Genomic DNA, 5,665 nt, shown 5'->3' on the forward strand with positions numbered 1-5,665 from the left:
GAGGTGCCGATGGCGTTCGTGGTGCGCCAGCCGGGGCCGGACGGCGAGCGGCTGAACGAGGCCGCCGTGGAAGAATTCGTGGCCGCCAGGGTGGCGCCGTTCAAGAAGATCCGGCGGGTGGAGTTCATCGACGCCGTGCCGAAGTCCTCCTCGGGCAAAATTCTCCGCAGGATGCTAAAAACTGCGGAGAAGGCACCGCAGCCATAACGCCTGCGATGCCTCCTCCCGTGCCTCTGCCTGCCGGCTATTCAGGAATGTCGGTCTTGGCGATGTAGACGTCGCAGGGGGCGCCGTGGGCCACGCTGTTCGCGACGCTCCCCAGGACGCGGCCAAGGCCCTTCATTCGGCGGTTGCCGACCACGATCAGCTGCGCACCGGAGCGCTCAGCCTCGTGAATCAGCGCCTCAGCGGGCTTGCCGCGGGCCGCAGCGTAGGTGACATTGATGTCGTCGCCGCGGAGGCTGGCCGCGACGTCCTTGGCGACCGTTTCGGCGTCGTCGGCGTCTGAAACAATCCACCGGTCGCTGCCGCTGCCGAAGACCTCGGTCCGGTCGCTGTCGAACGCGCTGACCACGTGCAGCGTTGCGCCCAGGGAGACCGCCAGGCCCCGTGCCGTCTGGGCCGCCCTCAGGGCAGTTTCACTGCCGTCGACGCCGACAACGATAATTCCGGTCATTAGGGACTCCTCTGGTCAAGGCATTTTGGTCAGGTCGTTCGGGTCAGGGGCCATTCAAGCCACAGCAATGCTTCAGGCTACAACGCCGCGACAGCTTCCCGCAGGACCGGCGCCAAGCGCCGCACCCCTTCCTCGATCGCGTCGGGCGGCACGGCGCTGAAGGCCAGCCGCAGCTTATTGGACGGCTCGTCCGAGTGCGTGAAGGCGGCCCCGGGGATAAATACGACGCCGGCGTCGATCGCCTTCTGCAGGAGCGGGTAGGTGTCCACGCCCTCGGGGAGCGTGACCCAGACAAAGAAGCCGCCCTCGGGCCGCGTCCAACTAAGGCCCGCGGGCATGAATTTCTGGAGCGCGGCCAGCATGGCTTCGCAACGTTCCTGGTAGAGCCCGCGGTAGGTGGCGATCTGGCCGAGCCAGTCGTAGTCGCGCAGGTAGGCGGAAACGAGCATCTGGTTGAGCGTCGGCGGGCACAAGGTGACCGCCTCCGACGCCAGATAGTAGCGCCGCTGCAGGTGGGCCGGGACCAGCGCCCAGCCGATCCGCAGCCCCGGGGCGAAGATTTTGGAGAAGGAACCCATATAGATCACGTCGTCCGGGTTGCCGGCGCGCAAGGGGGTCAGCGGCCGGCCGTCGAAGCGGAGCAGGCCGTAGGGGTTGTCCTCCAGAACCAGAATATTCGCGTTGCGGCATATATCCACGACCTGCTGCCGGCGGTCGGCGGCGAGGGTGATCCCGGAGGGGTTGTTGAAGCTTGGGATCGTGTAGAGGAATTTGATGCTCTTGCCCGCGGTCTGCAGGGCGGCAATCTTCGCCTCGAGGAGGTCCGGCACAATCCCGTGCTCGTCCATCGGCACGGTCCCCACCTCGACCTGGTAGGCTTCGAAAGTGTTGAGCGCACCCACGTACGTGGGATCTTCCACCAGGACAACGTCGCCCGGATTGCAGAAGACCTTGGTCGCGACGTCCTGGGCCGACTGAGAGCCGGCCGTGATGACGACGTTTTCGGGCTTCGCGTCGAGGATCCCCTCGGCCGCCATGACCTCACAGATCTGCGTGCGGAGCTCCTCGGTGCCTTGACCGCCGCCGTACTGCAACGCGGTCAACCCCTGCTCCGCGATGATTTCAGCGGCCGACTGGCCGAGACGCTCCAACGGGAGCGACTGCAGGTAGGGGCTGCCGCCGGCTAGCGAGACGAGGCCCGGCCGCAGCGAGATGTCGAAAACGTCCCGGACGGCCGATTGCTTGATGTTTGCTGCGCGCTCCGAGAAAAGCCTCTCGTGGCGGTGGGCGGACGTAGCCGCACGTTCGATTGCGTCAATTGCCTCGGCCGGAAGAATCTTTGCGGCGGCATCAAGTGTTTCGTTGGTCACATCTGTAGGATACAGGCCGGGGTTGTCGCTGGGGAAACTTTTGTTGACTTAGCTCGCCGGTGCGCGTGGCACTGGCCCACGAATGCGGGACACCCCCGGCAGCGGGTGCTGCCGGGGGTGTCCCGAAGTGCTGTCCTGTGTCGCTTAGGCTGCTTCGCCGGTGCGGGCTTCGGCGAGGGCCACAAATACGCCCTTGATCTGCTCGACTACCTCTGCGTCGTCCTTCGGGTGGACCTCGGCGAACCGGACCATCGAGCCGGGGACGGCGAGCTTGACGTCGTCAAGCACCTTGGCGCCGGCGATGCCGACAGCCTTGCGGGCCTCGTCCTGGGCCCAGACGCCGCCGTACTGGCCGAATGCGGTACCGACGACGGCGGTGGGCTTGCCGCTGAGGGCGCCGGCGCCGAAGGGGCGGGACAGCCAGTCGATGGCGTTCTTGAGCGGGGCGGGAACCGTGCCGTTGTACTCAGGAGTGACGAGCAGCAGGGTGTCGGCGCCGTTGGCGGCGGCACGCAGCGCGGCTGCGGCGGCGGGAACCTGGCCCTCGACGTCGATGTCCTCGTTGTAGAACGGGATGTTGCCGAGGCTCTCGTGGATGAGGACCTCGACCTGCTCGGGAGCGTTGAGCTGAATGGCTTCGGCGAGCTGGGCGTTGGTGGAGCCGGCGCGCAGGCTGCCGACCAGGGTGAGGACAGTATTGGTGGTCATGTGAACTCCTTGTAGAGCGCCGCGGAGATTCCGGCGGCTGGATGATCGCGGAGGCTGTTGTGGCCTTCATCTAGGCTAAACGGACTGCGGTCCGTTTATTATTCCCCGACGCTACAATGGGCACTGTGAGCCTCATCCCAATCCGCCCCGGCGCCGTGCCCGGGTCCCGGTCCGGCAGCCGCCCCGGCGGCCAGACCGGCGCCGAGCCGGAGCGCCGGGATGCTGCCCGCAACCGCGAGTTGCTGCTTCGGTCCGCCCGGGAACTCGTCGCGGAGTGCGGGGCGGACGGCCTCACCATGGACACCCTCGCCGCCCGCGCTGGCGTGGGCAAGGGGACCGTGTTCCGGCGCTTCGGCAGCCGGGCCGGCCTGATGATGAGTCTGCTCAGTGAGGCCGAGGCCCAGTTCCAGGGCCGATTCATGTTTGGACCTCCGCCGCTGGGGCCGGGTGCCCCGCCCCTGGAGCGGCTCATTGCCTGCGGTGCGGAACGCATCGGCTGGGTAATGGAATACGGCGAGCTCGCACGGGCGGCGGACACGTCGGCTTACAACCGCTTTGATGTACCCGCAGCGGTCCTGTGGCATCGGCATCTGGAAGTCCTGCTGCGCGAAGCCGGGGTCAGCGCGGACCTCCGGCTGATGGCCGGCGCCCTGAGCGTCACCCTCGAGCCGGAACGACTCCTGCACTCGGTCCGGGTCCACGGCGTGGCCCCGGCAAGCCTCGTAGAATCGTGGCGGGAGCTCGCCACTCGGGTTGTGCGGGGCGCGTAGGCTACGCGACTCAGCGCCCTCCGCCAAGTCAAATCAATTCAAAGGAATTATTCATAACGATCTGGTAGTGCGGATACCGTTTCCCGCCGATTCGGGCGTCGGGCCAAGATCCTTATGTGATAGCTTCCTCTGGAATGTGACCCGCAACATAGCCCTTCGAGGGGCTGGCCGAAGGGCTTGCGGGCGGTCAGGCACCCGCTGGCCGTGATCCCGGACCGGCAGCGGAGACCCCGCGCGCGAAGGGGACGACGGAAGGATCTTTGCTGTGAACGTTGTAACAACCCCGGCTCCCGGTCATGATGGTCCGGCCTGCCCGGTCATGCCCAACATTCCGCAGGCAACGGCAATCCTGAGCTAGTCCCATGCTGCGATACCTTGGCAAACGTGCCGTCACCTATGTGTTCATGATCTTCCTGACCACCAGTGCCGGATACTTCCTGGCGGTCACCAGCCTGCAGCCGGCGCTGCTGGAGCAGGAAAAGATCCCCCGCCCTACCCCCGAGCAGGTCGCGAACTCTTTCCGGCTCAAGGGCCTCGACCCGGCCCTGAGCCCGTGGGAGCGGTATGTCGACTGGCTGACCGGAATTGTCACCCGCTGGGACTGGGGCCGCAGCCCGAACGGCGCGTTCGTCAACGCCGAGTTCGGTGACCGGGTCTGGATCTCCACCCGGTTGTTCCTGGCCTCGATCATCCTCACCCTGATCATCGGCGTCGCACTTGGCGTCTACACCGCGGCCCGGCAGTACAAGTTCTCCGACCGCGCGATCACCTCATACAGCTACCTCGTGTACATCGTGCCGGCCCCGATCGCGTACTTCCTGGTCCAACTCGGGGCGATCAACATTAACGAAACCGTGGGCGAACGCCTCTTCTTCGTCACCGGGATCTCCACGCCGGGACTGGACGGCGACGGCTGGGCCCAATTTGTCGACATGCTGGCCCACTACGCCGTGCCCACCTTTGCCATCACGATCGTGGGCTGGGGCGCCTACCAGATCGCACAGCGCCAGTACTTGCTGGACAACGTCAACGCCGACTTTGTCCGCACTGCCCGCGCCAAGGGCCTGACCCGCAACCAGGCGATCACCCGGCACGCGCTGCGCGTCTCGTTCATCCCGGTGGCCCAGAGCATCGCGTTCACTATCCCCGCGATCTTCGCCGGCGGATTCTTCGCGGAGAAGATCTTCGCCTGGCACGGCGTCGGCTCCTGGAGCATCGACGCCATTGCACTGCAGGACGTCAACGCGGCCACGGCCACCCTGGCCTACGGTTCCGTGATTTTCGCGATCGGCGCGATCCTCGCCGACTTCGCGACCACCCTTGTCGACCCGAGAGTGCGGGTGCAGTAGCCATGACCAACCTGAACACCGTCGATCCCGCCGCGGTCGCCGAAGAATCAAAGATCGAGAACAGCGACGTCGTCATCGCGAAGTCGCGGATCATCCTGCGGCGGTTCCTGCGCAACAAGACCGCCGTCGCCGGCCTGGTCATCTTCGTCCTGCTGACCGTGCTCTCCCTGATCGGCGGCACGTTCTCCAGCTGGGACAAGGAGACAATCGACTCGCTCAACATCGGCATGGGGCCCTCTGCGGAACACCTGCTGGGCACCTCCCAGGCCGGCATCGACCTCTACGCCCTGACCGTGGAAGGCACCCGGGTTTCCATCCTGATCGGACTCGTCGTCGGGCTGGTCTCGGTGCTGATCGCGGCGGTGTACGGCTGCACCATGGCCTACTTCGGCGGCAAGGTGGACAAGGTCATGTTGTTCGTCCTGGAAGCCCTGATCATGATGCCGGCCCTCCTGGTGGTCGCGGTGGCCACCAGCGGCGGCGGCGAGGGGCTCAAGAAGAACCTCCCCAGCTGGCTGCTGCTGATCATCGTGCTGCTCGTCTTCAGCTGGATGGGAACTGCCCGGCTGATCCGTTCGCTGTCGATGTCGCTCATGCAGCGTGACTTCGTGAAGGCCGCGCAGTACATGGGCATCCCCGCGCGGCGCATCGTCTGGCGCCACCTGGTGCCCAACATCGGCTCCCTGCTGGTCCTCGACATCACCCGCGGCGTGACCGGCGCGATCCTTGCCGAGGTCGCGTTCTCCTTCATCGGCATCGGCATCAAGGTTCCGGACGTGAGCCTTGGCGTGC

At 66.0% G+C, this 5,665-nt stretch carries 7 protein-coding genes; 4 read left to right on the plus strand and 3 right to left on the minus strand.

Annotated features, from left to right (window positions below; translation table 11 throughout):
- Nucleotides 1-207, plus strand: a 207-nt coding sequence (locus tag AB4Y86_RS10590) for an AMP-binding enzyme (RefSeq protein WP_441402194.1), incomplete at its 5' end; no start/stop codon positions are given.
- A gap of 37 nt (nt 208-244) precedes the next feature.
- Here the strand turns inward: AB4Y86_RS10590 and AB4Y86_RS10595 are convergent.
- From AB4Y86_RS10595 to AB4Y86_RS10605, 3 genes are all read right to left on the minus strand, one after another.
- Entirely contained in the window at nt 245-676 is a 432-nt protein-coding gene (locus tag AB4Y86_RS10595) for a universal stress protein (protein WP_441402195.1), read from the minus strand.
- Nucleotides 677-753: 77 nt separating this feature from the next.
- On the minus strand, nt 754-2,046 hold the full coding sequence (locus AB4Y86_RS10600; protein ID WP_441402196.1) for an aminotransferase-like domain-containing protein: 1,293 nt from the start codon (nt 2,044-2,046) through the stop codon (nt 754-756).
- Between the two features lie 144 nt (nt 2,047-2,190).
- A complete protein-coding gene (locus AB4Y86_RS10605) occupies nt 2,191-2,754 on the minus strand; it encodes an NAD(P)H-dependent oxidoreductase (RefSeq protein ID WP_441402197.1) in 564 nt (187 codons plus the stop codon).
- 125 nt (nt 2,755-2,879) lie between these two features.
- Between AB4Y86_RS10605 and AB4Y86_RS10610 the strand changes: the two genes are divergently transcribed.
- The 3 genes from AB4Y86_RS10610 to AB4Y86_RS10620 all read left to right on the plus strand — a co-directional run.
- Nucleotides 2,880-3,524: a TetR/AcrR family transcriptional regulator gene (locus AB4Y86_RS10610; protein WP_441402198.1), complete on the plus strand. Its 645-nt coding sequence runs from the start codon at nt 2,880-2,882 to the stop codon at nt 3,522-3,524.
- Between the two features lie 362 nt (nt 3,525-3,886).
- Nucleotides 3,887-4,873 (plus strand): ABC transporter permease, encoded by a 987-nt coding sequence (locus AB4Y86_RS10615; protein WP_441402199.1) that lies wholly within the window; start codon nt 3,887-3,889, stop codon nt 4,871-4,873.
- A 2-nt stretch (nt 4,874-4,875) separates the two neighbouring features.
- Nucleotides 4,876-5,665: ABC transporter permease (locus tag AB4Y86_RS10620; protein ID WP_441402200.1), on the plus strand; the 790-nt coding region annotated here is incomplete at its 3' end.

Source organism: Arthrobacter sp. 2YAF22_2, assembly GCF_052114645.1.
GTDB lineage: Bacteria > Actinomycetota > Actinomycetes > Actinomycetales > Micrococcaceae > Arthrobacter.